The sequence below is a fragment of the Xanthomonas sp. CFBP 8152 genome (assembly GCF_014199025.1).
In the GTDB taxonomy this organism is placed as follows: domain Bacteria; phylum Pseudomonadota; class Gammaproteobacteria; order Xanthomonadales; family Xanthomonadaceae; genus Xanthomonas; species Xanthomonas arboricola_B.
Genome location: NZ_JACHNO010000003.1, coordinates 750,196 through 775,284, shown reverse-complemented (window position 1 = coordinate 775,284; position 25,089 = coordinate 750,196). Strand labels below are relative to the sequence as shown.

Below are 25,089 nucleotides of genomic sequence, written 5' to 3'. Positions count from 1 at the left end.
ACTGAAGGTTCCGGGCACCGCACGGGCAGGGCCGGCAGGCGCTTTTTCCTGTGAAGCCGCCCCCCTAAACCCTTGATCCACAAGATCTATGGGCCGTGGAACCGGCAATGGAGCATGAGTATAGCGGGCCTGGCATCGCTGGCGTGGCCGCAGAAAGACGAAGGGCGCCTAACCAGGCGCCCTTCGGGTACAGCGTGCAGCGTGGATCAGGCGTCGGATTCGACGATGACCTTGACCGAGGTTTCCACATCGGCGTGCAGGTGCAGCACAACGTCGTACTCGCCGACATTGCGGAATGCGCCTTCGCCCAGGATCACTTCGCTCTTTTCCAGCGGCAGGCCGGCGGCGGTGAACGCCTCGGCGATATCGCGCGGACCGACCGAGCCGTACAGCTTGCCTTCGGTCGACGCATGCGCGCCGATGGTGACGCTGGCGCCTTCGAACTTGCCGGCGCGGCTCTGTGCATCGGCCAGGATGGTGTTGGCCTTGGCTTCGTAATCGGCACGCTTGGCTTCAAACGCTTCGACGTTGGCAGCGGTGGCCGGAACGGCCTTGCCCTGCGGCACGAGGAAGTTGCGGCCGTAACCCGGCTTGACGCTGACCTTGTCGCCCAGGCCGCCGAGATTGGTCACTTTCTGCAGAAGAATCAGATCCATGGTGGTGCTCCGTTATTCGTTAGCGCCGGCGCTTTGGCCGACGCAACGTTTGCTGTCCGAAAAGACGGGATTCGGGAATCGGGATTTGGGAATCGCAACAGCACGATCAACACCGCATCTCGAATGACCGGCCTCTATATTTTAATAACCCGCACATGGATGTGCGGGCTCTTGTGAGGGACTCACATACAACCGTGCGGACTCTTGTGAGGAACTCACATCAACGACTCGGATTAGACGTCGTGATTGTCCGTGTACGGGATCAGCGCCAGGAACCGCGAGCGCTTGACGGCCGTGGCCAGCTGACGCTGGTACTTGGACTTGGTACCGGTCACGCGGCTCGGCACGATCTTGCCGTTCTCGGTGAGGTACTGACGCAGGGTGTTGAGATCCTTGTAATCGATCTCTTTCACGCCCTCGGCGGTGAACTTGCAGAACTTGCGACGACGGAAGAACTTGGACATGACAGCGCTCCTTAAGCGGCTTCGGCGTTGTCGCCGTCGGTATCGGTGGCGGCAGGTGCAGCATCGCCCTCATCGTCATCGCGACGACGACGCTCGCTACGCTCGGGCTTGTCGCCCTTCTCGTCCTTGCTCTTCATGATCAGCGACTGCTCGGTGTCCGGGCCATCGCGCTTGACGACCAGGTGACGCAGCACCGCATCGTTGAAGCGGAAGCTTTCCACCAGCTCGCTCAGCACGGCCTGGTCGACTTCGATGTTGAGCAGCACATAGTGCGCCTTCACCAGGTTCTGGATCGGGTAGGCCAGCTGACGGCGGCCCCAGTCTTCCAGACGGTGGATGGTGCCGTTACCGCCCTCGATCAGCGACTTGTAGCGCTCGATCATGGCCGGGACCTGCTCGCTCTGATCCGGGTGGACCAGGAACACGACTTCGTAATGACGACTCATGTTGTATTACCTTTCGGATGTGGCCACGTGGGCCGGACAGCTCCCCGGTGACCCGCGCAAGGCGGCCGGTGGAGCAAGGATTCCCGCCCGGAACCGGGCAGGAAGCATGAAAGTATGGCAGTTCAGGCGTTTAGCCGCAACCAAGCCGAGCCAGCGGCCGAGCCCACGAACAGGACATCTGCGCGGCGACTGCTCAAGCCCCTCTCCCGCCGGGGCGATAAGGCACCGCTTGCGCGCCACTGGCGCGCGGGCCGGGGCGCGGAGCGGGGTTGGGGTGAGGGTCCGGGGCAAAGCCACTCGTGACGCCTAACCGCGCGAGGCTTCGCCCCGTACCCTCACCCGCCCTTCGGGCACCTTCTCCCGCAGGGAGAAGGGATAGCGCTCGCTGGCGAGCTCAGCGATGCTCGGCTTCGGTCGTGAAGCTTTCCCCGCAGCCGCACTCGGCGGTCGCGTTGGGATTGCGGAAAGTGAAGGTCTCGCTGAGGCCGTGCTTGCCGAAATCGATGCAGGTGCCGTCGACCAACGGCAGGCTGACCGGATCGACGAAGATGCGCACGCCTTCCTGCTCGAACACCGCATCGTCATCGCGCTTCTCGCGCGCCAGGTCGGTGACATGGCCCCAGCCCGAACAACCGGTCTTGGTCACGCCAAAGCGCAGGCCCAGCGTCCCCGGGGTCTGCTGCACGAAACGCTGCACGCGCTCCAGCGCGGCAGGGGTGAGGCTGATGGCCATGGAGGTGCTCCGGAAACGATGGTGGCAAGTATAGCGAGGCTGCAGTAACCGGGGGCTGGACCCGCCGCTACGACGTGTTCCCCAGATGGGGCCATCTCCGGGCTTCGACAAGCGCAATCACCCGCAAGCGGTTCAGATGCTCGCGCCGGCGCGCCCGCAGCCAGTAAACTCGCAGACCATTCAAGGTCGCTACGGCGAGGACAAGTCATGACGGTGGTCAGCGTTGAACATGCGCTTGCGGGAAAACTCCCGGAAGGCGGCGAAGTTACGGTACGGGGGTGGGTGCGCACGCTGCGCGGATCTGCCGGACTGGCCTTCATCAACGTGACCGATGGCTCGTGCTTCGCTCCGATCCAGGTGGTGGCCAACGACACCCTGCCCAACTTCGACGAAATCAAGCGCCTGACCAGCGGCTGCTCGCTGGTCGCCAAGGGCGTGCTGGTGAAGTCGCAGGGCAAGGGCCAGTCGTTCGAGATCCAGGCCAGCGGCGTGGAGATCGTCGGCTGGGTCGAGGACCCGCTGACCTACCCGATCCAGCCCAAGCCGATGTCGCCGGAGTTCCTGCGCGAAGTGGCGCACCTGCGCCCGCGCACCAACCTGTTCGGCGCGGTCACCCGCATCCGCAACTGCCTGGCGCAGGCGGTGCACCGCTTCTTCCACCAGAACGGCTTCAACTGGATCAGCACCCCGATCATCACCACCTCCGACGCCGAAGGCGCCGGGCAGATGTTTCGCGTCTCCACGCTGGACATGGTCAACCTGCCGCGCGATGCCAGCGGCGCGGTGGATTTCAGCCGCGACTTCTTCGGCAAAGAGACCTTCCTGACCGTGTCTGGCCAGCTCAACGTGGAGGCCTACTGCCTGGCGCTGAGCAAGGTCTACACCTTTGGCCCGACCTTCCGCGCCGAGAACAGCCACACCACGCGCCATCTGGCCGAATTCTGGATGATCGAGCCGGAAATCGCCTTCGCCGATCTGGCCGAAGACGCGCGCCTGGCCGAGCAGTTCCTCAAGTACCTGTTCCGCGCGGTGCTGGACGAGCGTGGCGACGACCTGGCATTCCTGGCCGAGCGCGTGGACAAGAACGCGATCGCCAAACTGGAAGCCTTCATCAATGCCCCGTTCGAGCAGATCGACTACACCGAGGCGGTGAAGCTGCTGCAGAATTCAGGCAAGAAGTTCGACTTCCCGGTCGAATGGGGCCTGGACCTGCAGACCGAGCACGAGCGCTGGCTGACCGAAGAACACATCGGCCGCCCGGTGGTGGTGACTAACTACCCCGAGCACATCAAGGCCTTCTACATGCGCCTGAACGACGACGGCAAGACCGTCGCGGCGATGGACGTGCTGGCGCCGGGCATCGGCGAGATCATCGGCGGCAGCCAGCGCGAAGAGCGCTTGGATGTGCTGGATGCACGCATGGCCCAGTTCGGCCTGGATCAGGAGCACTACAGCTGGTACCGCGATTTCCGCCGCTACGGTTCGGTGCCGCATGCCGGCTTCGGCTTAGGGTTCGAGCGCCTGGTGGTCTACGTGTGCGGGCTGAGCAATATCCGCGACGCCATCCCCTACCCGCGCGCGCCGGGCAGCGCGGAGTTCTGATGTGAGGTGGACCATCACTGCGCTGGTGATCGGCGCAGCACCTCCCCAACTCGCACTGATGCTGGCGGGCGCATGACCCTGTTCTTCGCACTGTGTTTTGTCGGTGTTGCCGTTGCCGGGCTCACCGCCTTGCTGATCTTCTGGCCGCTGACGCTGGTGCACCTGCGCGACCGTCATCCCGAGGCGCTGGCCAGCTTCGGCGAGCCGGCCTTCATCAGTCCTGCGGCGCTGCGCTGGTTGCTGACGCGGCGCTACCGCAGCCATCGCGACAGTGCGCTGTCCGGCCTGGCCACACCCGCCTGGCTGTCGCTGCTGACCATCTTCTTCGGCCTGGGCATGGCGGCCCTGCTCGGCCTGCTGTCCAAGGTAATGCCATGAATACACAGCAAGACACTGCATATGACGACCGCGATTCGTGGTGGCTGGCCACGATCGGCCGCACGCTGATCTGGGCGCGCCTGCGCGTCAAGCAGGCCGGTACCGCCGAAGTCCTGGACAGCGATGGCAAGATCCTGCCCTACGACAGCGAAGACAGCGCCCGCGCGGCGTTGTTCGATGCCGAGTTCGTCGCGCTCGACGGGCTGGACGAAGAAGACGCGCTGATGCGTGGCTTCTCGCTCGACGAAGTGTCGCCGCCGCGTGGCGAGGACGATGCGGACCTGCGCGAACGCATGGTAATGACCCTGGGCGGTCGCGCCTGACATGTACGCCCCACGCGCGTTCGCGCAGACCGATCTGGCCTTGCTGGACTGGCTGATCGCGCGCGACCCGTTCGTCACCATGATCAGCCACGGCGACGATGGACAGCCGGCAATCTCGCATCTGCCGGTGCTGTACCGACGCGACGCGCAGGCAGTGGTCATCGAAGGCCACTGGGCGCGCTCCAATCCGCAGGCGCGCAGTCCCGGCGATGCGGTACTCGTGGTGCAGGGCCCGCATGCCTATGTGTCGCCGAGCTGGTATCCGGACAAGGAAACGGCCGCACGCGTGCCGACCTGGAACTACGCCGTGGCGCATCTGCACGGACGTTGCGAGCAGGTGAGCGATGAGGCGGTGCTGGGCGACCTGATCGGCCGCATGAGCACGCACTTCGAACAACGCGTCGGCAGCGACTGGCTGTTCGAGATGGAGCGCGACAGCCACCGCCGGCAGTTGCGCGGCCTGGTCGGCTTCCGCTTCGTTCCCAGCCGCATCCAGCTGACCTTCAAGCTCAGCCAGAACCACCCGGCCGCTAATGTGGCGGCCGTGAGCGATGCATTGCAGCAACAGGCATCGGCCGACTCCCGCGAGGTGGCGTCGCTGATGCGCGACGCCCTGCGCGCACGCGACGGCGCGGTCTGAGCAGCGCCGTCCAGCGCGGATTTTCCGCATCACCGTTTTATCGCTCATCTCTCGATCACACACCGCCCCACTGTCCTCTGGAATACTGCGCGCATGAACGAGCTCAACCACTTGCTTGAAAACAACCGTGCCTGGTCCGAGCGCATCCGCCGCGAGGACCCGGAATTCTTCTCCAAGCTGTCCACCCAGCAGACGCCCGAGTACCTGTGGATCGGCTGCTCGGACTCGCGCGTGCCGGCCAACCAGATCATCGACATGGCCCCGGGCGAGGTGTTCGTCCATCGCAACATCGCCAATGTGGTGGTGCATACCGATCTGAACTGCCTGTCGGTGATCCAGTTCGCCGTCGACGTGCTCAAGGTCAAGCACATCCTGGTGGTCGGCCATTACGGCTGCGGCGGCGTGTTTGCCAGCCTGACCCAGAAGCGCATGGGCCTGGTCGACAACTGGATCCGCCATGTCACCGATGTGGCCGACAAGCACGAGGCCTGCCTGCACGACGCGGGCGACCTGCCGGTGCAGCACGCGCGCCTGTGCGAGCTCAACGTGCTCGAGCAGGTGGTCAATGTCTGCCGCACCACCATCGTGCGCGATGCCTGGGACCGCGGCCAGGCACTGCAGGTGCATGGCTGGGTCTACAGCCTGCGCGACGGGCGTGCGCACGACCTGGGCATGTCGATCGACCGCCCCGAGCTGCTGCAGGAACGCTACGACGCCGCACTGGCGCGCATCCAGGCCGATCACGCCGAACGCTGAGCCGCACCCGCACACCCTCCCACCGCGGCGCCCATCGGCGCCGTCGGTTGGCTATGCTGGACGTCTTCTTTGCCGAGGAACGTCGATGCTGGTCCCGCCGATCAACCTGCAAGCCTGGATCGAGCAACACCGCCACCTGCTCAAGCCGCCGGTGGGCAACAAATGCATCCAGCAGGACGGCTTCATCATCATGATCGTCGGTGGGCCGAATGCGCGCACCGACTACCACTACGACGAAGGCCCGGAGTGGTTCTTCCAGCTCGAAGGCGAGATGGTGCTGAAGGTGCAGGACGAAGGCGTTGCACGCGACATCCCGATCCGCGCCGGCGAGATCTTCCTGCTGCCGCCGAAGGTGCCGCATTCGCCGCAACGCGCGGCCGGCTCGATCGGCCTGGTGATCGAACGCGAGCGCTTGCCCAACGAGCAAGACGGCCTGCAGTGGTATTGCCCGCAGTGCAATCACAAACTGTACGAGGCGATGTTTCCGCTGCAGGACATCGAAACCGATTTTCCGCCGGTGTTCGATCATTTCTACCGCTCGCTCGCGCTGCGCACCTGCACCCAGTGCGGGCATCTGCACCCTGCGCCGGAGCGCTATGCCACTGTCGAGGCATGAGTGGGCGATGGCCGAGGCACGTTCACAGGTCTTCGAGCGCAGTCGCTCGGCGGTCGGTCGTGGGCGCGTCACGGCGACATCGCAATGCCGCGCAACGCAATGACGATGCAGCTGTGCGCAGCGCGCTGTGTTTCGAGGTTGTGCATGCGCCGCAGCCACGCTGTGCGTCTACGTTGAATCCTTTGCCATGCTGCGCACGCTGATCGACCTCAAGCCGCGCGACGTGCCGCTGCGCGTTGCGCTGCGCAATACCGCCGCAGTGGTGCTGCCGCTGGCGGTTGGTGTGGCCACCGGGCATGTCGCCGCCGGTCTGGCCGTGTGTACCGGTGCGCTCAACACCATGTTCACCGACCAGCCCGGCCCGTACCGCGCGCGTCTGCAACGCATGTTGATGGCCGCACTGGCAGCGGGCCTTGCCGCGTTGCTCGGCATCTGGGTCGGCCACAACACGCCGGCATTGGTGATCGCCGGGCTGCTGCTCGGTCTTGGCGGCGGCTTGCTGGTGGCACTGGGCCCGGTAGCGGCGCGGGTGGGGCTGACCAGCATGATCCTGCTGGTGGTCAGCGCCGACATGCGCCTGCCGGTGCAGCAGGCTGCGGGCGTGGCGGCGTTGATCTTCGCCGGCGGCCTGCTCCAGGTGGTGCTGGCACTGGCGGCCTGGCCGCTGCAACGCTATCGCCCGGAGCGTTTCGCGCTGGCCGACCTGATGCGTCAACTGGCCGGCATCGCACGCCAGCGACCGGAAGCCAGCGCCCCGCCGCCGGCCACCCAGGAGGTGCTCGATGCGATGGTGATGCTGCATGGCGAGCATCGCTCGCGCGCGATCGCCGTGCAGAGCTTCCGCATCATCGCCGAGCTGTGCGAACGCGTGCGGCTGGAGCTGCTGTCGCTGGCCGACGTCGATACCCGCCTGACCGACTCGCAGGCGCGCCCGGCGATCGAGCGCGTGCTCGAACGCAGCGCCATCGTGCTGGAACAGCTCGCGCATGCGATGACGGTGGGCGAAGACCCGCTCGCCGCCAATGCCTCGATGACCGGCTTCGACGATCTGGTCGCCGCACTAGCGCAGTTCCAGCACGACAACGCCGATACCCGCGAGCGCCGGCTGGTGCGCGTGGCGGTGGCGCGCGCGCAAGGCCTGGGCGGCCAGCTGCGCGCGCTGATCCGCAACGCGCATTGGGCCAGCAGCCGTGGCGAGATCCAGGCGCAGCTGGCCGAAGCGCGTTTGCCGGCGGCCCTGCGGCCCGCAGCGACCTGGGCCACGCTGCGCGCGAACCTGGATCTGTCGTCGGTGGCCTTCCGGCATGCCTTGCGCTGCGGCGTGTGCCTGGCGCTGGCGATCGCCTTCCAGCGCTGGCAGCAGATCCCGCACGGCTTCTGGATTCCGATGACCACCGCCATCGTGCTCAAGCCGGATTTCGGCGGCACTTTCAGCTTCGGCGCCTTGCGCGTGGCCGGCACCTTCGTCGGCCTGCTGGTGGCGACCTTGCTGGCGCATCTGGCGATGGACGGCGCCAGCGTCCGCCTGGCGTTGCTGGTGCTGTTCTGCCTGGGCTTCCGTCTGCTGACGCAGGTGAATACGGCATCGGCGTGGCGTTTCTGACCGGCATGCTGGTGCTGCTGCTGTCCTTCGAAGGCGTGGCACCGGGCGAGGCCATCGGTGCGCGTCTGCAGGCCACGGTGGCCGGCAGCGCCTGGGCGTTGATCGCCTACGCGGTGTGGCCCACGCGCGAGCGCCGGCATATCCGCGCTTCATTGGCGCAGCTGTTGAGCGCCTATCGCGGTCATCTGCGCAATCTGCTGCTCGGCAGGATGGAGGATCTGGGCGATACCCGCGCTGCCGCACGCGTGGCGCGCACCAACGCGCAGGCCTCGATCGAACGCCTGCGCGGCGAGCCATGCAGCCGGCGCAATCTGCACGAGCTCAAACTCGCCGAGTCGTTGCTGGCCAACGGCAACCGGCTGATCCGCGCCACCCTGTCGCTGGAAGCGGTGCTGCGCGATGGCCACCCCTTGCCCGCGCTGGAAGCGCTGCCCGCCTTTGCGCAACAGGCCGACCAGGCGCTGTCCGAGCTGATCGCCTGCCTGGTCGAGGGCGGCATTCCGGCAGCGGCCACCTTGCGCGGCGCCGAGCGCCAGCTGTCCGATGCATTGACGGCGCTGCCCGACGGCTCACCCGCCACCGCCGCACTGGCCGACACCATCGACCGCATCACCGACAGTATCGGCACCTTGACACATCTATTGCGCCCTGCCCGGCCAGCCTCGACCAACGCCGCGGCCGAGGCACCGGCCGCGCCCGACGGCGCACACGGTGCCGGGGGGTAAACTGCGCCACTGACCTGCGTTGCGAGCCGTGATCATGACCGACCTGCTGTCCCGCGCCAATGCCGTTGCATTGGACGCCGCCGACCCGCTGCGCCACCTGCGCGACGACTTCGTGTTTCCGCAGCATGCCGGCCAGGACCAGACCTACTTCGTCGGCAATTCGCTGGGCCTGCAGCCGCGCGGCGCCCGTGCGATGGTGGCCGAGGTGCTCGACCAGTGGGGCGCACGCGCGGTGGAAGGCCACTTCACCGGCCCCACCCAGTGGCTGACCTATCACCAGCTGGTGCGCGATGGCCTGGCGCGCGTGGTCGGCGCGCAGCCCGGCGAAGTGGTCGCGATGAACACGCTGAGCGTCAACCTGCATCTGATGATGGCCAGCTTCTACCGGCCCACGCCCGAGCGTGGCGCCATCCTGATCGAAGCCGGCGCGTTTCCGTCCGACCGCCACGCGGTGGAATCGCAACTGCGCCTGCATGGGCTGGATCCGGCCACGCAGCTGATCGAAGTGGAAGCGGACCAACCCAATGGCACGGTGTCGATGGCGGCGATCGCCGATGCCATCGCACGGCACGGTCCGCGGCTGGCGCTGGTGCTGTGGCCCGGCATCCAGTACCGCACCGGCCAGGCCTTCGAGCTGGGCGACATCGTGCGGCTAGCACGCGCGCAGGGCGCGATGGTGGGGTTCGACCTGGCGCATGCGGTCGGCAATATCGCGCTGACGCTGCACGACGACGGCGCGGATTTCGCAGTGTGGTGCCACTACAAATATCTCAACGCCGGCCCCGGTGCGGTGGGTGGCTGTTTCGTGCACGCACGTCATGCCAACAGCGACCTGCCGCGCATGGCCGGTTGGTGGGGGCACGAGCAGCAGAGCCGCTTCCGCATGGATCCGCAGTTCGTGCCCTCGCCTGGGGCCGAAGGCTGGCAGCTGAGCAATCCGCCGGTGCTGGCGCTGGCGCCGTTACGCGCGTCGCTGGAGTTGTTCGATCAGGCCGGCATGCCGGCACTGCGCGCCAAGTCCGAACAGCTCACCGGGCACCTGGAACAGCTGATCCACGCCCGCGTGCCGCAAGTGCTGCAGATCGTCACCCCGGCCGAGCCGGCGCAACGCGGCTGCCAGCTATCGTTGCGCGTGGCCGGCGGTCGCGCACAGGGGCGCTCGCTGTTCGAGTACCTGCAGTCGGTGGGCGTGCTCGGCGACTGGCGCGAACCTGACGTGATCCGCATCGCGCCGGTGCCGCTGTACAACCGCTTTGGCGATCTGCACCAGTTGGTGGAACAGGTGGAGACCTGGGCCACCGCCTGAGCACGCACGGCACCCACTGTGCCATCGAGCAGATCAGCGCGTGAGCCGGGACCGGCACACGCCCACGTACACTCCGAACCCGCACCTGGCCGGCCACGGCAGGTGCCGTTGCCAATCACTCTCCTTTTCCCCTCTTGGCCGGTACTCACGTCCGGCCGCTGCCGGATACCGCATTGAGCGCAGTCTCTCCCCGTTCCCTGACCCTGATCGGCGCTGGCCTGGCCGGTTGCCTGCTGGCCATCCTGCTGTCGCGTCGCGGCTGGCAGGTCACCGTCTACGAGCGCCGCGGCGATCCGCGCATCAAGGGTTACGAGTCCGGCCGCTCGATCAACCTGGCGCTGGCCGAACGCGGCCGCCATGCGCTGCGTCAGGCCGGCGCCGAAGACGCGGTGATGGCCAAGGCGGTGATGATGCGCGGGCGCATGGTGCATCCGCTGCATGCACAACCGCAGCTGCAGCGCTACGGGCGCGACGACAGCGAAGTGATCTGGTCGATCCACCGCGCCGCGTTGAATGTCGCGCTGCTGGATCTGGCCGAGCAGGCCGGCGCACGCGTGCATTTCTACCGCCGCCTGCACACGGTGGACTTCGATGCCGGCTATGCGCGCTTCATCGACGACCGCGACGACCAGCCGCACGAAATCCACTTCCAGAGCCTGATCGGCAGCGATGGCGCCGGCTCGGCGTTGCGCGCGGCGATGCAGCGCAAATCGCCATTGGGCGAGCGCACCGAATTCCTCGATCACTCCTACAAGGAGCTGGAAATCCCGCCGTTGCCCGGTGGCGGTTTCCGCATCGAAGGCAACGCGTTGCACATCTGGCCGCGTGGGCGCTACATGTGCATCGCGCTGCCCAACGATGGCGGCACCTTCACCGTCACCCTGTTTCTGCCCAACGCCGGCGCGCCCAGCTTTGCCACCACGCGCACCGGCGACGAAGCGCTGGCCCTGTTCGCGCGTGATTTTCCCGATGCCCTGCCGCTGATCCCGCAGCTCAAGGAGCATTGGGAAGAACATCCGCCCGGCCTGCTCGGCACGCTGACGCTGGACCGCTGGCATCTGGGCGGCCGCGCCCTGCTGATCGGCGACGCCGCGCATGCGATGGTGCCGTTCCACGGCCAGGGCATGAATTGCGCGTTCGAAGATTGCGTGGCGCTGGCAGAACAGCTGGACGCGCACGACGACCTGGAAACCGCGTTTGCCGCATTCCAGGCCGCACGCCATGAGGATGCCGCAGCGATCCAGCAGATGGCACTGGAAAACTATCTGGAGATGCGCGACCGCGTCGACGATCCCGACTTCCTGCTGCAACGCGCGCTCGAGCAGCAACTGCAGGCACGTTGGCCCACCCGTTTCGTGCCGCATTACACGATGGTGACCTTCCTGCGCACGCGCTACGCGATCGCCCTGGCGCGCAGCGAGGTCCAGCGCCAGATCCTGGCCGAGGCCACACGCGGGCACAGCGACCTGTCGCGCATCGACTGGGCCGCGCTGGAAGCGGTCGTGCATGCGCGCCTGCAGCCGCTGGAAGGCGCGCACTGATCGGCCTGCACCGGACGGCGTCAGCGGGCCGGCGCGCGGATGGGAGATACTAGGCAGCACTGGCGGCGCCCTGCGCAGCGCGCCGCGGACCTGGATTTCATACGGCATGCCTGACAGCTTTCTCTTCTACGACCTGGAAACCTTCGGCCAGGATCCACGCCGCACGCGCATCGCACAGTTCGCCGCGGTGCGTACCGATGCGCAACTGCGCGTGATCGAAGAGCCGATCAGTTTCTACGTGCAGCCGGCCGACGATCTGCTGCCCTCTCCGTACGCGACCATGGTCACCGGCATCACCCCGCAGCACGCACTGCGCGAAGGCGTGAGCGAGGCCGAAGCGTTTGCGCGCATCGCCGAGCAGATGAGCCGGCCGCAGACGTGCACGCTGGGCTACAACTCGATCCGCTTCGACGACGAGTTCGTGCGCTGCGGGCTGTTCCGCAATTTCTACGACCCGTACGAGCGCGAGTGGCGCGGCGGCAATTCGCGCTGGGACCTGCTCGACGTGTTGCGGTTGGTGCATGCGCTGCGTCCGGACGGCATCGTCTGGCCGCAGCGCGAAGACGGCGCCACCTCGTTCAAGCTCGAACACCTGGCCGATGCCAACGCGGTGCGCGACGGCGATGCGCACGAGGCGCTGTCGGACGTGTACGCCACCATCGGCATGGCGCGCAGGTTCCAGCAGCATCAGCCCAAGTTGTGGGACTACGCACTGCGTCTGCGCGACAAGCGCTTTGCGGCGACGCTGCTGGACGTCGTCGCGATGCAGCCGGTGCTGCATATCTCGCAGCGCTATCCCGCCTCGCGCATGTGCGCCGCCGCGGTGTTGCCATTGACGCGCCATCCGCGCATCGACAGCCGCGTGATCGTGTTCGATCTGGACGGCGATCCTGAAGTGCTGTTGCGCCTGAGCCCGGACGAGATCGCCGACCGGCTGTACATCCGCGCTGCCGACCTGCCCGAAGGCGAACAGCGCATTGCGCTCAAGGAAGTGCACTTGAACAAGTCGCCGGCGCTGGTGGCCTGGCAGCATCTGCGTGCGGCGGATTTCCAGCGTCTGGGCATCGACCACGACGCCGTGTTGGCCAAGGCTGCACGCCTGCGCGAGCTGGGCCCTGAACTGGCCGAAAAAGTGCGCCAGGTGTACGGCAGCGAGCGCGCTGCCGCGCCGGCCGTCAACGATGCCGATGCCTCGCTCTATGACGGCTTCCTGGCCGAAGGCGACAAGCGCCTGCTGGCGCAGGTGCGCGCCAGTGCGCCGGCCGAACTGGGCGCGCTGGAGTCGCGCTTTCGCGACCCGCGCCTGGTCGAACTGCTGTTCCGCTACCGCGCGCGCAACTGGCCGCAGACGCTGTCGTTCGAAGAGCAGGAACGCTGGAACGTCTACCGCCGCCAGCGCCTGCTGGAAGACAGGGGCCTGGGCGAAGTCACGCTCGATCAGTTCCATGCGCAGATCGCGGATTTACGGCTCGCTCACCCGGACGATGCTACCAAGCAGTCCCTGCTCGATCAGCTCACCGCCTGGGGTCTGGACCTCCAACGCACGCTATGACCAGCTATTTTTCCGACGCCAGTTTCAAGTTCCTGCGCGCATTGGCGCGCCACAACGACAAGACCTGGTTCAACGACCACCGGCATCAGTACGAGGCGCATGTGCGCCAGCCGTTCCTGCAGCTCATCACCGACCTGCAGCCGGCCTTGGCCGAGGTCAGCGAGCACTATCGCGCCGATCCCAAGACCCAGGGCGGCTCGCTGTTCCGCATCTATCGCGATGCGCGTTTTTCCAACGACAAATCGCCGTACAAGAACTGGCAGGGCGCGCGCCTGTTCCATGAGCGCCGCCGCCAGGTGCCGGCGCCGTCGTTCTACATCCATCTGCAGCCAGGCGAGAGTTTCGTGGGTGCCGGGCTGTGGCATCCGGAGCCGGACACCCAGCGCAAGCTGCGCCAGTTCATTTTCGACAACCCCGCCAACTGGAAAGCGGCAGCCTACGAACCCAGACTGCGCCGCAAGTTCGCGCTGGACGACAGCGAGAAGCTGGTGCGTGCACCGCGCGGCTTTCCCAACGAGTTCGAGTTCATCGACGATCTCAAGCATCGCAACTGGGCGTATCTGCGGCATCTCGACGACGCCGTCATGACCGGCCCGCGCCTGCGCCAGACCATCGAGGCTGACCTGGTGGTGCTGGCGCCGTTCGTCGATTATCTGTGCGCCGCGCTGGATCTGGAATTTTGATGGATCGCGCGGCGCCGACAGCAATCGACGCGGTGCCGGCAAACGGCGGATCACAGCGGTTTGTTGCTGCACGACGCCGTGCATCGATGCATCTTGCGCAAACCACAGCAAGGGAATGCACACCATGAAGAAGCGCTGGTTGCTGTTGCCTGTGCTGGCCGTGTTGCTGCTGGCCAGTTACGTGGTTGCAGGTCCGTACCTGGCCATTCGCGGCATCAGCGAGGCAGTCGCCAATCGCGACGCGGCGCAGCTGGAACGCCATGTGGACTTCCCCAGCCTGCGGGTCAACCTCAAGGCACAGCTGGACGATTACCTGATTCGCCAGGCCGGCAGCCGCATGCAATCGAGCCTGCTCGGCGGATTCGCCCTGCAGCTTGCCAGCGGCATCAGCGGCGCCGGCGTGGACACGCTGGTGACGCCTCTGGGCATCGGCGCATTGCTGCAAGGTCATAGCGTGTGGAATCGCGTCACCGGCGACACCGTCAGCCCGGACACCTATGCGGCGCCAGCACCGGCGCGTCCGCTGCAAGGCGCCGAGCAGCGCTTCGAATCCACCCACCGCTTCACCGCGACCACCCGCACCGCCGCCGGAGCGCCGGTGGTGTTCGTGCTGACCCGCCAAGGCCTGCGTTGGCGGTTGACCGATATCCAGTTGCCGCTGGCGGATGCACAAAGTCCGCTCGCCCCATAGCCGTGCACCTGCGAGCGGTGTTGAGACTTTCGTCTTCGCAGGCTGCTGACGGGCGCCGGCCTGCAGCTCACGAAAATTGCCAGTCGCGTTCCATCCACGCTGCCTGCAGCCGCAGCATCGCCGGCCGCAGCTGCCGACGCGCCGACCATGGCAAGGCCGCCAGCGTCTGCGCCGCAGGCTGCGGCGTGCGTTTGCCGTTCCAGGCGTACAGTACCTGGTTGCGCGGATCCGGCTCGGGCAACAGCAGCACCCGTCCATCGAACAGCTCGCGCAGGGCGCCCAGATGCCCGCCGAGCGGCACCTGGAACAGGTTCAGGGCCAACACACCGCCGGGCGTCAGCGCAGCGCGGCAGTCAGCGTAGAACTCGGGCGTGCACAACGCCGGCGGAATGCCATCGGCATCGTAGGCATCCAGCAGCAACAGGTCGTAGCGCCCGGCACGCGTGCCGATCCACTGCGCACCGTCGCCATGCGTGACCTCAAGCCGCGCATCGTCGCATGGCACGCCAAACGCATTGCGCAACGCCAGCACCTGCGCGTCGACGTCCACCGCCTCGATGCGCGTGCTGCGCAGGTAACGGTGGCAGAACTTGGCCTGCGCGCCGCCGCCGAAGCCGATCAGGCCGATGCGCTCGGGGCGCGGCTGCAGCAGCCACAGCGCCGCCAGCATGCCGCGCGTATACGGCAGCATCAGCCGGTACGGCGCCCAGCGCGACATGCGGGTTTGCACGGTGTCGTCGACGAAATACAGCTCCAGCTGGCGCCAGCTGGAGCGCAGCGTTGCGCGTCCGGACGGCTCCGCTGCGTCGCTCACCTGCCCGGCGGATCGTTGGCCACGCCATGTGGCACGTGACCGGCCGCCACATGCTGGTGTTGGCGCGCACTGTCGATGTTGTGCTGCGAATCGTCGAAGAAGATATCCGCGCCGAATGCCTCCAGAAACGGCCCCTTGTGCCGCCCGCCTAGAAACAGCGCCTCGTCCAGACGCACGCCCCACTCGCGCAGGGTGCGGATCACCCGCTCGTGCGCCGGCGCCGAGCGCGCGGTGACCAGCGCGGTGCGGATCGGCGAGGCCTCGCCCGGCGGGAATGCCGCCTGCAGCGTATGCAGCGCCGACAGGAAATTGCGGAACGGACCGACCGACAGCGGCTCGCGCGCACGTTCGCGCTCGTGGCGCCCAAACGCCTCCACGCCCTGCTCGCGCGAGATGCGCTCGCTCTCGTCGCCAAAGATCACCGCATCGCCGTCGAAGGCGATACGCAGCTGGGTCGACAGGCGGCTTTCGTCGTTGTCCACGATCGCCGCGGCGGCCTCGGCGCGTTCGCCCGGTGCGCGCGGCATGATGGTCGCCGCCGCGATGCCATGGGTGAGTGCGCGACGTACCGACTCCGGATTGGCCGACAGGAACAGATCGGTACCGAATGGCTTCACGTATGGCCAGGTCGGCTGACCCGAGGTGAAGGTCGCCCGCACGATGCCCAGGTTGTAGTGCTGGATCGAATTGAAGATGCGCAGCCCGGTGTCGGCGGAATTGCGCGACAGCAGGATCACTTCGACACGCGGGGTTTCTTCGGGCACATCATGGTTGAGCGCCAACAGCTTGCGCACTACCGGAAAGGCGACCCCCGGCTCCAGGATGTCGTCCTCATGCTCGCGCTGGAACGCCGAATACGCCTCCACCCCATCAGCCTCGAACAGCGCGTGGCCTTCTTCGAGATCGAACAGCGCGCGCGAGGTCACCGCGACGGTCAGGAGTCTTGGGGAATTATCAGCCATTGGGGTGCCGGGAATGGGGAATCGGGATTGGGGAATGGGCTGGAGCAACAACGAATGTTCTGGGATTTGAGATGGTTACTTGCACTGCATCGTACCTTGGGCACGCGCAGGCTCGGCTGCACGTCGCGCTGCTGCCGTTGCCAATCCCGAATCCCCACTCCCAAATCCCCGCTCCTCAAACCGCAAACTGTTCGCTGAAGATGCGTTCTTCCAGATTGTGTTCGGGATCGAACAGCAGCGTCACCTGGCGCTGGGTGGATTCGCGGATGGTCACTTCCACCACGTCGCGGATCTCGTGCGAGTCGGCGGTGACGCTGACTGGGCGCTTGTACGGGTCCAGCACGCGGAAGCACACTTCGGTGTCGGCCTTGAGGATGGCGCCCCGCCAGCGGCGCGGGCGATAGGGGGCGATCGGCGTCAGTGCCAGCGTGTGCGAGCCCAGCGGCAGGATCGGCCCGTGCGCGGAATAGTTGTAGGCGGTGCTGCCGGCTGGCGTGGCGACCATGACACCGTCACCGATCAGCTCGGCGATGCGGGTCTGGCCATTGAGATCCACGCTCAGGTGCGCGGCCTGGCGGGTCTGGCGCAGCAGCGAGACCTCGTTGTAGGCCAGCGACACCGTGCTGGCACCGGACTCGGTCTGCACCTGCATTTCCAGCGGGCGCAGGTGCGCCGGTTCGGCACGTTGCAGACGCGCGAGCAGGTCGTCCTCGTCGTCGCGGTACTGGTTCATCAGGAACCCGACCGAGCCCAGCTTCATGCCGAACACCGGCTTGCTGGCAGCGCCGTGCCGGTGCAGGGTCTGCAGCATGAAACCGTCCCCGCCCAGGGCGCAGACGATGTCGGCGGTGTCCAGCGCATGATCGCCATAGCGCTGCACAAGACGCGCGCGCGCGGTCACCGCCGGCTCGGCGTGACTGGCGAGAAAGGCAATCCGGGGTGGTGCGGTCATCGTTGACTCCAGAGCATGCGAATCAGCATACCGCAGCGCTGTGGTGGGCTTGTTGGCTGCCCGCCCCGCCCTGGCCTGCACGGCCGGGCTTGCGCCTGCGCGATCGGGCGCCACCGGCGACACGGCGCACATTAGCCGGTCGAACGCTGGCGATACCCAGCGCGCACTGCCCGGTCAGACGCGACCGCACCACGTGCTCAGGCAGTCAACCGCCAGGCGCGATGGATGCGCGCATGCCGCTCGAAATCCGGGTCGATGGTGCGCGGGCTGATTTCCTCGCACTGCGCGAACTCGGCCACCAGTTCGGCATCCAGCTTGAAGCGACGGAAGTTGTTGGAGAAGTACAGCACCCCGCCCGGCGCCAGCCGCGCCACTGCCGCACGCAACAGCCGCACGTGTTCGCGCTGGATGTCGAAGTCTTCGGCGCGCGCGGAGTTGGAGAAGGTCGGCGGGTCGCAGAAGATCACGTCGAAATGCGCGCGCTCGGCTTCTAGCCAGGCCAGCGCGTCGGCCTGCACCAGCTTGTGCTTGCTGCCGGCCTGGCCGTTCAGGGCCAGGTTGTCGGCACACCACTGCAGATAGGTAGCGGACAGGTCCACGCTGGTGGTCGAGCTTGCGCCGGCCACTGCCGCTTGCACGCTGGCCACGCCGGTATAGCAGAACAGGTTGAGGAAACGCCGCCCCTTCGATTGCGCGGCCATGGTGCCGCGCAACGGGCGATGGTCCAGGAACAGGCCCGTGTCCAGGTAATCGAACAGATTCACCCGCAGCAGCGCGCCATGCTCGCGCACGTTGATGAACTCGTTGCGCTGCTCGAAGCGGCCGTACTTGCTGCCGCCCTTGCCGCGCTCGCGCGATTTGAGCGCCACGCGTTCGCCCGGCACCTCGAACACCTCGCGTGCGGCGGCCAGCAGTTCGCCCAGACGGCGGCGCACGTCGGCTTCCGGAATCGTCGCCGGCGCCGCGTATTCCTGCACATGCAGAAACACGCGGCGATCGCCATCGGCCTGCTGGTACACGTCGATGGCCGCGGAATACTCCGGCAGATCGGCGTCGTAGACGCGGAAACATTCGATGCCTTCGCGTGCGCGCCACTTCTTGAACTTCTGCAGATTCTTGCGCAGGCGATTGGCCACCATCTGCGCGCCTTCGCTAAGCGCGGTCGGCGCCGCCAGCGGGGTGCGCCGCGGCACCGCGATCGGGTCGCAGACGATCAACGCGCACTCGATCGCGCCATTGAACAGCTGGTACTTCTTGCCAGCGCGCAGGCCGGTGGCATACGCCAGCTCGGCGTTGCCGCACAGCAGGCTGGCCCGCCATTGCGGCACGGCGCGCTGCAGGGTATCGCCCAGGCGGCGATACAGCGCCGCATCGGCGGCCAGACGTTCGTCGTAAGGCGGATTGCACACCACCACGCCGGTGGCCTGCGGCGGCGTCTGCAGATCGCCCACCTCGCGCACGCCGAACCAGATCGCCTCGGCCACGCCGGCCACTTGCGCATTCTCTTTCGCGGCGCGAATCGCATGCGGGTCCATGTCGCTGCCGTGGATCACCTGCCTGAGCGCGGCGCGGCCGAGACTGTCGCGCTCGCGCGCTTCGCCCACCAGCTGCTGCCAGCCCTCGCGGTCGAAGCCGCGCCAGCGGCTGGGGATATCGCTGCCATAGCGCTGCAGACCGGGGGCCACGTCGGCGGCCATCAGCGCGCCTTCGATCAGCAGGGTGCCGCTGCCGCACATCGGATCCAGCAGGCCGCCGCCCTCGGCGTAGGCGCGCGGCCAACCGGCGCGCAGCAACACCGCCGCGGCCAGATTCTCCTTGAGCGGCGCATCGTTCTGCGCCATGCGCCAGCCGCGCCGATGCAGCGGGCCGCCGCCCAGATCCACCGAGATGGTGGCACGGCCCTTGCGCAGCGACAGGTTCAAACGCAGATCCGGGCTGTCCACATCCACCGACGGACGTTCCAGGCCCTGCCGGCGCATGGTGTCGACCACCGCGTCCTTGATGCGCTGCGCGGCGTAACGGGCGTGCGTGATCGCGGTGCCGGAGACATGTGCGTCCACCGACAACGTGTGGCCGACGGACAGGTGCTCGTCCCACGGCAATTCGGCCACCCCGGCATACAGCGCGTCCTCGTCCGGGCAATCGAACTCGCTCAGCGGCCACAGCACGCGGCTGGCCAGGCGCGACCACAGCACGGCGCGCTGCGCATCGCGCAGGTCGCCTTCGACGTTGACGCCGGAGATGGTGGCGGTGGCCTTGCTGGCGCCGAGCGACAGCAGCTCGTCGGCAAGCAGGTATTCCAGGCCCTTGGCACAGGATGCGAAGAATTTCACGTAGGCAGGTATCGATGGAGACGCTGGCCATGAGGGCGAGCGCGGGAGCAGGACGCTGGGCCGGCGCCCGGGAGGGCAAAGCCGTGGCCGCCGCGGGCGGGGCGCAAATGGTCGGCCATCGGAGCCGGCTTTACCAGCCCGGCGGCGGGATCGCCCGCCGCGCGGTTCACCACGGCGCCAGCCGCCACTGCGGCTGCGCAGTCTCCAGACGCTGCCGCAGGCCCAGCCGCTGCAGGAAGGCGGCATCGTGCGAGGCGACGATCAGCGCCCCCTGGTAGCTGCGCAGCAGCGCCTCGATCGCCTCCACCGCGGCCAGATCCAGGTGGTTGGTCGGCTCGTCCAGCAACAGCAATTGCGCCGGCTGCGCCCGGTACAGCGCACAGGCCAGCGCGGCCTTGAGCCGCTGCCCGCCGCTGAGCTGGCCGGTGGGCAGGTCGGCATGCGTCTGGTCCAGTCCCAGCAGCGCCAGGCGCAGCCGCTGTGCGTGGGCCGGCACGCCCGGATCTGCGTCACGCAGGTGCGCAGCGGCCGAGCGCGCCGGATCCAGCAGCCCCAGGTGCTGATCCAGATACGCCGCCGGCACATGCACCTGGCATTGCCCCGCGCTGGGTTGCAGGCGCCCGGCCAGCAGTTGCAGCAACGACGACTTGCCGCTGCCATTGGGACCGACCAGGCCAATCCGCGGCTGCCCATGCAGCAGCAGATCCACCCGCCGCCCGCCCAGCCGCCCGTCGGCCAGTTCCACCTCGTGCAGCGTGGCCAAGCGCCGCGATGCACCGGAAGGCGATGTCGGCGCCAGTACTGCAATCGCAGGATCGCTCTGCACCTGGGCTGCGGCCTGCACCACCGCCGCGCTCAGCCGCGCCTGTTCGGCCTGACGTTGCTGTTGCAGCCGCCCCGCACTGACCTCGCTGCGCTGCTTCTGCGCGCCAAGCAGGATCGCGGCCTGATTGGCCTGCCCTGCAGCACGCGCGCCGCGCACCTGGCGTTGCTGTTGACGCTGCTGTTGCTCGCGCAGCGCCTGCTCGCCGCGTGCACGCGCCTGTTTGCGCTGGGCCAGCAACGCGCTGGCGGCCTGCTGTTCGATGGCGCGCTGCTGCGCATAGAACGTGTAATTGCCGCCGTAGCTGCGCAGCCCCTGCGCGGACAATTCAACAATGCGCTGCATCGCATCGAGCAGGCCGCGGTCGTGGCTGATCACCAGCAAGCCACCGCTCCACGCCAGCAACTGATCCATCAGCCGCTGGCGTTGCGGGCCATCCAGGTGATTGCTGGGCTCGTCCAGAATCAACAGGTCCGGCCGGGTCAGAAACGCACCGGCCAGTGCCACGCGCATCGCTTCGCCGCCGCTGAGCTGCGCGGCCGGTGCACGCGGATCGCGCCCACCCAGGCCTTGCCGCTCGAGTTCTGCGGCAAATTGCGCATGGGCAGTCCAGCGCTCGCCGACGCGTTCAAAATCGGCGGGCGCAACGCTGCCGGCGGCGATACGGTCCAGCGCATCCAGCAGCGGCGCGACGCCGGCCAATTCGGCAATGCTTTGCCCGGGCGCCACGCGCACGTGCTGCGGCAGGTAATGCACGCTGCCGTTGCGCACGCAATGCCCGGCGCTGGGCAGCACCTCGCCGGCCAGCAGGCGCGCGAGCACGCTCTTGCCCACGCCATTGCGCCCGACCAGGCCGGTGGCGCGTTGGTCGATGTGGATCGTCAGATCGGAAAATAGCGAGCTGCCATCGGGCAGCACATACGCAACGCTTTCCAGCGTCAACGACGGACAGGTCATACCGGTCTCCATTGCATGCCAGCACACGCGCCGATCCAAGCGGACCAGCAGCGGGTCAAGGCCGTCATCACGACGGCGGCATCAATGGCGCATTGGACCAATCCTCAGGCCGTGGGCAATGCGGCGAAGTGTAGGTCAGCCTGCGACGCAAGCCAAATTACCGGCCTGGTCGCGTTCAAGCACAGCATGGCAAGCAGCAGCCTTCACAGATATGTTCAAGCTCCTGAAGGCCGCCACCCCGCTGATTTCCAGGCGCCCTGGAAAAACGCGGCGAGCGCTCGCCGACACGCAACCGCCAGGATCGGTGTCCATGCATTCCCGAGCCGGAGCAAGAGCTGTCCCTCCGCACGCAAGGCCCGGCGTGGATCACGCCAACTGGTCGCCAGCAACTGGACTCAACCCAATCCGAAGGCCGGGTGATAGGCAACATCGGCCAGCGGCAGCAGACGGTCGCCGAACGCCAGCGCCTGCAGCTCGGACGCCGGGACGCCGGGCAACACCAACCCCGGCTCCACCGCAAAACCCAGACGCCTAAAGAACGCCGGCTCGCCCAATGCCAGACAACCGGCAGCGCCACGCTGGCGCAAACTGGCCAACGCCGCCTGCACCAGGCGCGTGCCCAACCCCTGGCGCTGATGTCCCGGCCCGACTGCCAGCGGCCCCAACGCGTACCAGCCGGGCGAATCGTCCGACAGCGACACCGGCGATACCGCCAGGTGCCCGACCACATAGCCGTCGTGGTCGGCCACCAGCGACAGCGCCAGCGCGCCGTCGTCGCGCAAGGCGGTGATCACGTGCTGCTCGTCGTGGCGGCTATGTTCGTCGCGCATGAACGCGACCATCGTCAGCAGTTCGATCGCTGCGGCATCGCCATCGCTGGCTTCGCGAATCAGCACGTTCACCGCAGGCCCCGCAGCCCGCACGTCTTCAGGCCATTGCGCATCACAGGCTCTGCAACAGTTCGGCGAAGGCGCGTGCCGACGCATCCACATGCGATGCCAGCCGGTGTTCGTCGTCGACCAGCAACAAGCGCGCATGCCGCGCCTGCGCCCAGGCGATCACCTCGCTGGCCGGAATCAATTCATCGCGCCAGGCATGCACGATGGAAATCGGCACGCGCGCCGCATCCAGTGCCGGCAATGGCCCCATCCTGGTCGGCGGCACCATCAGGAACAACCCGCGCGTGGGCACCTGCAACGACACCTGCGCGGCGATGTACGAGCCCAGGCTGGAACCGACCAGCACCAGCGGGCCCTTGTCGGCCGCCGCACGCGCGATCTGCAGCAGGCGTTGCAGCCGTCCCTGCACGTCGCCGAGCGAGCTGACCTCGCGGCGTGCGTCCAGATCGGTATAGTCCGGGCGCTCGTGGGTCCAGCCCAGCTGCCCGGCGACGTCGGCCAGGGCGGTGACCTTCAGCGCGTCCGGGCCGCTTTCGAAGCCGTGCGACAGGATGCAGTGACCGCGGCTCATAGCGCCTGCACCGTATCGCCGATGCGCAACACGCCGCCACGCAGGATGCGCGAGCACGGATCGCAGGGGTCGGTGCCTTCCAGCTCGACTCCGCCGATGCGGAAGCGACGCCCTTTCAGGGCGATCAGCGGGATGCCGGACACCACCAGATTGCGGCGCAAGGTGGCCGGCGCAATCACTGCGTGACCGGCCAGCGCCGCGATCACCGGCAGATGCTCGGCCTGGATCAGGGTCACGCCACGCTTGCCGCTGCCGCCTTTGTAACGGTCGCCGACCAGGCCGATGCCGGTGGTGGCCTGCGCCGCGTCCACCTCGATCATGTCCACGTCGCGCGCCGGGCGCACGCCGATCCAGGTCACCTGGCCGGTCTGCGGCAGGGTTGCCATCAATTGGCCCAAAGGGCTGTCGGGATTCAAAGCCATCGTCGAATGCTAGCATCCGCCCCATGTCCGATGCCGTCCTGCCGTCGCCACCGATCACCTACGCGCCCCTGTCCTACGAATCGCGGCTGGCGCGACGCGCGCTCACGCAGATCGACATGGTGGTCATCCATTGCACCGAACTGCCCGACATGGCGATGGCGCGCGAATACGGCGAACGCGTGCTCTACGACAGCGGCACCGGCAACAGCGGGCATTACTACATCGACCGCAACGGCAGCATCCAGCAATACGTCGCGCTGGAGCGCGTCGCCCATCACGTGCGCGGCCACAACCCGCATACGCTGGGCATCGAACTGGTCAACAGCGGCCGTTACCCGCACTGGCTGGACTCGCGCCATCAGTGCATGAACGAACCGTATCCGCAGGTGCAGATCAGCGCGCTGATCACGCTGCTGCAATGGCTGCAACAGCAGTTGCCGTCGATACGCCGCATCGCCGGCCACCAAGCACTGGACACCACTCGGGAAGCAGCCAGCGATGACCCGTCGCGCAAGATCCAACGCAAGCTCGACCCAGGGCCGCTGTTTCCGTGGCCGCAGATCGAAGCGGCAGTCAGCTGGCCGCATACGCCGCGCTAGCAGCGGCACAACGCCATCGACACCGCATGCTGTCTTCGCTGGTGCAGCGCTCAGCGTTCGGCCGCGCGGTAGGTCTTCTCGCCTGCATTTACCGCCAGGTCCAGGCGATTTTCCGGCGATGCGATCGGGCAGACCACGTGCGGCGTCAACGCGCAGGGTGGATTCTCGGCCAGGTTGAAGTCGAGCACGAGCCGGCCCTCACGTGGCGCTGCGGTATGGAGATAGCGCGCGCCGCCATAACTTTCCTTGCCGCTGGTGCGATCGGCGAACAGGAAGAACAGACCCTGCCCGTCGTCGCTGACGATCGGCTGCAACCGATACTCCTGGCCATTGCGCGAAAACACCGCCTCGCCCGGCACCTCGACGGTGAGCGGTGTACCGATCGACGTCAGCAATGTGGTCGTACGCGGCGTGGGATACGCCTGCCAGCGCGCCTGGATGCGCCAGTGCGGATCGGTCGGAAAATACTCCAGCCCGGCGAAGTGGGTCAGCAGCGGCGCTGCCGGGTCGCGGAAACGCCAGCCGAACAGGCTGCCGGTCTGCACCAGATAGAACTGCCGCCCTTCCACATCCAGGCGATCGCCGCGCTGCCCTGCGCGCTCCGGCTCCAGGCGTACGCGCTCGACGCGCTGCCCGTTCAAGTGCACCTGCGCGGCGACCGCGGCTTCGAAGTGCACGCGGCCGTCGGTACCCAGCGTCAGCTGCCCCAGTTGCGCAGGGCCGGCCGGCAATACCAGATCGCTGCGCGGATCGCTGCCCACCTGGTACCGGCCTGCACGCACGCGCCCGGAGCCGGTGTAGCTCAGCCAACCGTCGGGCGCACGCAAGCGCTGCAGGCGCTTGGCGCGTACACGTTCGAGTTCGACCTGATACACCGCGTGGCGGTCGCCCTGTTCACGACCGGCGATGCGCGCACCGTCAGCGTCGGCGGTCGACCCGGCCGAACAGGCAGCCATCGACAGCATCGCGACGCACAGCGCGCCGACCTGCAACTGCAACCGCATGAGTCACCCAGCACTGCAAGAAACTGCGCTCCGCGCAG

26 protein-coding genes and 1 pseudogene are annotated in these 25,089 nt (G+C 67.2%); 13 read left to right on the top strand and 14 right to left on the bottom strand.

Features of this window, described 5'->3' with window-relative positions; translation table 11 throughout:
• Positions 1–206: 206 nt before the first annotated feature.
• The 4 genes from rplI to FHT09_RS15280 all read right to left on the bottom strand — a co-directional run bounded on the left by rplI (position 207) and on the right by FHT09_RS15280 (position 2,299).
• Entirely contained in the window at positions 207–656 is a 450-nt protein-coding gene (rplI, locus tag FHT09_RS15295; protein ID WP_016904199.1) for a 50S ribosomal protein L9, read from the bottom strand.
• 233 nt (positions 657–889) lie between these two features.
• Positions 890–1,120, bottom strand: coding sequence for a 30S ribosomal protein S18 (gene rpsR / locus FHT09_RS15290; protein ID WP_005991243.1), 231 nt, complete (start codon positions 1,118–1,120; stop codon positions 890–892).
• A gap of 11 nt (positions 1,121–1,131) precedes the next feature.
• Entirely contained in the window at positions 1,132–1,566 is a 435-nt protein-coding gene (rpsF, locus tag FHT09_RS15285; RefSeq protein WP_006451585.1) for a 30S ribosomal protein S6, read from the bottom strand.
• Between the two features lie 394 nt (positions 1,567–1,960).
• Complete coding sequence (locus FHT09_RS15280; RefSeq protein WP_016904198.1) at positions 1,961–2,299, bottom strand: iron-sulfur cluster assembly accessory protein; 339 nt, start codon at positions 2,297–2,299, stop codon at positions 1,961–1,963.
• A 207-nt stretch (positions 2,300–2,506) separates the two neighbouring features.
• On the opposite strand from FHT09_RS15280, the gene asnS reads away from it, so the two are divergent.
• From asnS to FHT09_RS15220, 12 genes and pseudogenes are all read left to right on the top strand, one after another.
• Positions 2,507–3,901, top strand: a complete 1,395-nt coding sequence (gene asnS, locus FHT09_RS15275; RefSeq protein ID WP_026064746.1) for an asparagine--tRNA ligase — start codon at positions 2,507–2,509, stop codon at positions 3,899–3,901.
• A 72-nt stretch (positions 3,902–3,973) separates the two neighbouring features.
• Positions 3,974–4,279 carry a hypothetical protein gene (locus FHT09_RS15270; RefSeq protein ID WP_046342293.1) on the top strand — a complete coding sequence of 102 codons (306 nt, stop codon included), beginning with the start codon at positions 3,974–3,976 and terminating at the stop codon, positions 4,277–4,279.
• The gene (locus FHT09_RS15265; protein ID WP_046342292.1) at positions 4,276–4,602 is read left to right on the top strand and encodes a hypothetical protein; all 327 of its coding nucleotides are present in this window, start codon (positions 4,276–4,278) and stop codon (positions 4,600–4,602) included. Before FHT09_RS15270 ends, FHT09_RS15265 begins: the two co-directional genes overlap by 4 nt.
• A gap of 1 nt (position 4,603) precedes the next feature.
• The gene (locus FHT09_RS15260) at positions 4,604–5,242 is read left to right on the top strand and encodes an FMN-binding negative transcriptional regulator (protein ID WP_104605502.1); all 639 of its coding nucleotides are present in this window, start codon (positions 4,604–4,606) and stop codon (positions 5,240–5,242) included.
• A gap of 93 nt (positions 5,243–5,335) precedes the next feature.
• Positions 5,336–5,998, top strand: a complete 663-nt coding sequence (gene can / locus FHT09_RS15255; RefSeq protein ID WP_016902447.1) for a carbonate dehydratase — start codon at positions 5,336–5,338, stop codon at positions 5,996–5,998.
• 85 nt (positions 5,999–6,083) lie between these two features.
• A complete protein-coding gene (locus FHT09_RS15250) occupies positions 6,084–6,614 on the top strand; it encodes a 3-hydroxyanthranilate 3,4-dioxygenase (protein WP_104537986.1) in 531 nt (176 codons plus the stop codon).
• 187 nt (positions 6,615–6,801) lie between these two features.
• Positions 6,802–8,942: pseudogene (locus FHT09_RS15245) on the top strand (FUSC family protein).
• A 34-nt stretch (positions 8,943–8,976) separates the two neighbouring features.
• Positions 8,977–10,248, top strand: a complete 1,272-nt coding sequence (gene kynU, locus FHT09_RS15240; protein WP_104605500.1) for a kynureninase — start codon at positions 8,977–8,979, stop codon at positions 10,246–10,248.
• 173 nt (positions 10,249–10,421) lie between these two features.
• Positions 10,422–11,789 (top strand): NAD(P)/FAD-dependent oxidoreductase, encoded by a 1,368-nt coding sequence (locus FHT09_RS15235; protein ID WP_104605498.1) that lies wholly within the window; start codon positions 10,422–10,424, stop codon positions 11,787–11,789.
• A 106-nt stretch (positions 11,790–11,895) separates the two neighbouring features.
• Complete coding sequence (sbcB, locus tag FHT09_RS15230; protein WP_104605580.1) at positions 11,896–13,341, top strand: exodeoxyribonuclease I; 1,446 nt, start codon at positions 11,896–11,898, stop codon at positions 13,339–13,341.
• Entirely contained in the window at positions 13,338–14,024 is a 687-nt protein-coding gene (locus FHT09_RS15225) for a DUF2461 domain-containing protein (RefSeq protein ID WP_104605496.1), read from the top strand. The genes sbcB and FHT09_RS15225 overlap by 4 nt, the downstream gene beginning before the upstream one ends.
• Before the next feature lie 124 nt (positions 14,025–14,148).
• A complete protein-coding gene (locus FHT09_RS15220; protein WP_104605578.1) occupies positions 14,149–14,715 on the top strand; it encodes a DUF2939 domain-containing protein in 567 nt (188 codons plus the stop codon).
• Positions 14,716–14,782: 67 nt separating this feature from the next.
• Here the strand turns inward: FHT09_RS15220 and FHT09_RS15215 are convergent, their stop codons facing one another.
• From FHT09_RS15215 to FHT09_RS15175, 9 genes are all read right to left on the bottom strand, one after another.
• Positions 14,783–15,529, bottom strand: coding sequence for a transferase (locus tag FHT09_RS15215; RefSeq protein WP_166775671.1), 747 nt, complete (start codon positions 15,527–15,529; stop codon positions 14,783–14,785).
• Positions 15,526–16,491: a 5'-nucleotidase gene (locus tag FHT09_RS15210; RefSeq protein WP_024940674.1), complete on the bottom strand. Its 966-nt coding sequence runs from the start codon at positions 16,489–16,491 to the stop codon at positions 15,526–15,528. The genes FHT09_RS15215 and FHT09_RS15210 overlap by 4 nt, the downstream gene beginning before the upstream one ends.
• Positions 16,492–16,666: 175 nt before the next feature.
• Positions 16,667–17,443, bottom strand: coding sequence for an NAD kinase (locus FHT09_RS15205; protein ID WP_016902458.1), 777 nt, complete (start codon positions 17,441–17,443; stop codon positions 16,667–16,669).
• A 197-nt stretch (positions 17,444–17,640) separates the two neighbouring features.
• On the bottom strand, positions 17,641–19,776 hold the full coding sequence (rlmKL, locus tag FHT09_RS15200) for a bifunctional 23S rRNA (guanine(2069)-N(7))-methyltransferase RlmK/23S rRNA (guanine(2445)-N(2))-methyltransferase RlmL (protein WP_104605494.1): 2,136 nt from the start codon (positions 19,774–19,776) through the stop codon (positions 17,641–17,643).
• Complete coding sequence (locus tag FHT09_RS20455; protein WP_104605492.1) at positions 19,773–19,964, bottom strand: hypothetical protein; 192 nt, start codon at positions 19,962–19,964, stop codon at positions 19,773–19,775. The genes rlmKL and FHT09_RS20455 overlap by 4 nt, the downstream gene beginning before the upstream one ends.
• Positions 19,943–21,556: an ABC-F family ATP-binding cassette domain-containing protein gene (locus FHT09_RS15190; RefSeq protein ID WP_104605574.1), complete on the bottom strand. Its 1,614-nt coding sequence runs from the start codon at positions 21,554–21,556 to the stop codon at positions 19,943–19,945. Before FHT09_RS15190 ends, FHT09_RS20455 begins: the two co-directional genes overlap by 22 nt.
• A 395-nt stretch (positions 21,557–21,951) precedes the next feature.
• Positions 21,952–22,458 carry an N-acetyltransferase gene (locus FHT09_RS15185; RefSeq protein WP_104605490.1) on the bottom strand — a complete coding sequence of 169 codons (507 nt, stop codon included), beginning with the start codon at positions 22,456–22,458 and terminating at the stop codon, positions 21,952–21,954.
• Between the two features lie 40 nt (positions 22,459–22,498).
• Positions 22,499–23,026, bottom strand: coding sequence for a YqiA/YcfP family alpha/beta fold hydrolase (locus tag FHT09_RS15180; protein ID WP_104537996.1), 528 nt, complete (start codon positions 23,024–23,026; stop codon positions 22,499–22,501).
• Entirely contained in the window at positions 23,023–23,448 is a 426-nt protein-coding gene (locus FHT09_RS15175; protein ID WP_104605488.1) for an MOSC domain-containing protein, read from the bottom strand. Before FHT09_RS15175 ends, FHT09_RS15180 begins: the two co-directional genes overlap by 4 nt.
• Before the next feature lie 23 nt (positions 23,449–23,471).
• Here FHT09_RS15175 and FHT09_RS15170 point away from each other — a divergent pair, with 23 nt between their 5' ends.
• Positions 23,472–24,047: an N-acetylmuramoyl-L-alanine amidase gene (locus FHT09_RS15170; RefSeq protein WP_104605486.1), complete on the top strand. Its 576-nt coding sequence runs from the start codon at positions 23,472–23,474 to the stop codon at positions 24,045–24,047.
• Between the two features lie 50 nt (positions 24,048–24,097).
• On the opposite strand, the gene FHT09_RS15165 is transcribed toward FHT09_RS15170, so the two are convergent.
• Positions 24,098–25,051 (bottom strand): DUF1684 domain-containing protein, encoded by a 954-nt coding sequence (locus tag FHT09_RS15165; RefSeq protein WP_104605484.1) that lies wholly within the window; start codon positions 25,049–25,051, stop codon positions 24,098–24,100.
• Positions 25,052–25,089 lie beyond the last annotated feature (38 nt).

What these genes read in the sequence shown, in the direction of transcription:
- FHT09_RS15210 (WP_024940674.1), bottom strand. Translation starts at nt 16,491, where the DNA reads ATGGCTGATAATTCCCCAAGACTCCTGACCGTCGCGGTGACCTCGCGC.
- kynU (WP_104605500.1), top strand. Translation starts at nt 8,977, where the DNA reads ATGACCGACCTGCTGTCCCGCGCCAATGCCGTTGCATTGGACGCCGCC.
- FHT09_RS15225 (WP_104605496.1), top strand. Translation starts at nt 13,338, where the DNA reads ATGACCAGCTATTTTTCCGACGCCAGTTTCAAGTTCCTGCGCGCATTG.
- FHT09_RS15220 (WP_104605578.1), top strand. Translation starts at nt 14,149, where the DNA reads ATGAAGAAGCGCTGGTTGCTGTTGCCTGTGCTGGCCGTGTTGCTGCTG.
- asnS (WP_026064746.1), top strand. Translation starts at nt 2,507, where the DNA reads ATGACGGTGGTCAGCGTTGAACATGCGCTTGCGGGAAAACTCCCGGAA.
- can (WP_016902447.1), top strand. Translation starts at nt 5,336, where the DNA reads ATGAACGAGCTCAACCACTTGCTTGAAAACAACCGTGCCTGGTCCGAG.
- FHT09_RS15250 (WP_104537986.1), top strand. Translation starts at nt 6,084, where the DNA reads ATGCTGGTCCCGCCGATCAACCTGCAAGCCTGGATCGAGCAACACCGC.
- FHT09_RS15190 (WP_104605574.1), bottom strand. Translation starts at nt 21,556, where the DNA reads ATGACCTGTCCGTCGTTGACGCTGGAAAGCGTTGCGTATGTGCTGCCC.
- FHT09_RS15170 (WP_104605486.1), top strand. Translation starts at nt 23,472, where the DNA reads ATGTCCGATGCCGTCCTGCCGTCGCCACCGATCACCTACGCGCCCCTG.
- rpsF (WP_006451585.1), bottom strand. Translation starts at nt 1,566, where the DNA reads ATGAGTCGTCATTACGAAGTCGTGTTCCTGGTCCACCCGGATCAGAGC.
- FHT09_RS15260 (WP_104605502.1), top strand. Translation starts at nt 4,604, where the DNA reads ATGTACGCCCCACGCGCGTTCGCGCAGACCGATCTGGCCTTGCTGGAC.
- FHT09_RS15180 (WP_104537996.1), bottom strand. Translation starts at nt 23,026, where the DNA reads ATGAGCCGCGGTCACTGCATCCTGTCGCACGGCTTCGAAAGCGGCCCG.
- rpsR (WP_005991243.1), bottom strand. Translation starts at nt 1,120, where the DNA reads ATGTCCAAGTTCTTCCGTCGTCGCAAGTTCTGCAAGTTCACCGCCGAG.
- FHT09_RS15175 (WP_104605488.1), bottom strand. Translation starts at nt 23,448, where the DNA reads ATGGCTTTGAATCCCGACAGCCCTTTGGGCCAATTGATGGCAACCCTG.
- FHT09_RS15270 (WP_046342293.1), top strand. Translation starts at nt 3,974, where the DNA reads ATGACCCTGTTCTTCGCACTGTGTTTTGTCGGTGTTGCCGTTGCCGGG.
- FHT09_RS15265 (WP_046342292.1), top strand. Translation starts at nt 4,276, where the DNA reads ATGAATACACAGCAAGACACTGCATATGACGACCGCGATTCGTGGTGG.
- FHT09_RS15165 (WP_104605484.1), bottom strand. Translation starts at nt 25,051, where the DNA reads ATGCGGTTGCAGTTGCAGGTCGGCGCGCTGTGCGTCGCGATGCTGTCG.
- rplI (WP_016904199.1), bottom strand. Translation starts at nt 656, where the DNA reads ATGGATCTGATTCTTCTGCAGAAAGTGACCAATCTCGGCGGCCTGGGC.
- FHT09_RS15280 (WP_016904198.1), bottom strand. Translation starts at nt 2,299, where the DNA reads ATGGCCATCAGCCTCACCCCTGCCGCGCTGGAGCGCGTGCAGCGTTTC.
- sbcB (WP_104605580.1), top strand. Translation starts at nt 11,896, where the DNA reads ATGCCTGACAGCTTTCTCTTCTACGACCTGGAAACCTTCGGCCAGGAT.
- FHT09_RS15205 (WP_016902458.1), bottom strand. Translation starts at nt 17,443, where the DNA reads ATGACCGCACCACCCCGGATTGCCTTTCTCGCCAGTCACGCCGAGCCG.